This is a genomic window from Streptomyces botrytidirepellens (genome assembly GCF_003721215.1).
GTDB lineage: Bacteria > Actinomycetota > Actinomycetes > Streptomycetales > Streptomycetaceae > Streptomyces > Streptomyces himastatinicus.
In genome coordinates this window covers 1-576 of record NZ_RIBZ01000353.1, presented here as the reverse complement: position 1 = coordinate 576, position 576 = coordinate 1, and the positions used below count along the sequence as shown (strand labels likewise).

Annotated in this window: 1 pseudogene; it reads right to left on the bottom strand. The window is 78.8% G+C overall.

The features are described from left to right. Positions 1-576: pseudogene (locus EEJ42_RS30940) on the bottom strand (DNA polymerase III subunit gamma and tau); the annotation flags it as partial.

Here is a 576-nt window from a genome sequence, read left to right as displayed (position 1 = left end):
GGGCGCGGGGGCCGGGGCCGACGGCGCGGGGGCGGGTGGGGGCGTGGGGGCGGGCTGCCGGGGCGGGGCGGGCTGACCGCCGCCGCCGCCGAAGCCGCCTGCGTTTCCGCCGCCTCCGCTTCCGCCTCCGCCGAAGCCGCCGGGACCGCCGGACGCTCCCGGCCCGGCCCCGCCGGGTCCGCCGCCCGGACCGGCTGGCCCGCCTCCTTGTCCTCCAGAAGGATCGACGATCGCCTCGATGCGCCACTGCACGCCGATCGCGTCGTTGAGGGCCTGCCGCAGGACGTCCTCGCTGCCGCCGTTGGCGAAGCTGTCACGGGCGCCCGCGTTGGGGAACCCGATCTGGAGGGTCGTGCCGTCGAAGCCGGAGACCGTGGCGTTCTGGCTCAGCAGGATCCAGGTGAAGCGGCGGCGGTTCTTGACCGCCTCCAGGATGTCCGGCCACATCTGCCGCACCTGCATGGCGCCCTGCGCCATGCCCGGAGTCGGCTGCGGCTGGCCGGGCCCACCGGCCGGGCGGCCCTGCCCTGCCCCCTGTCCGGCCCCGGGCGCAGGTCCGGCCCCGGCCGCGGGCGC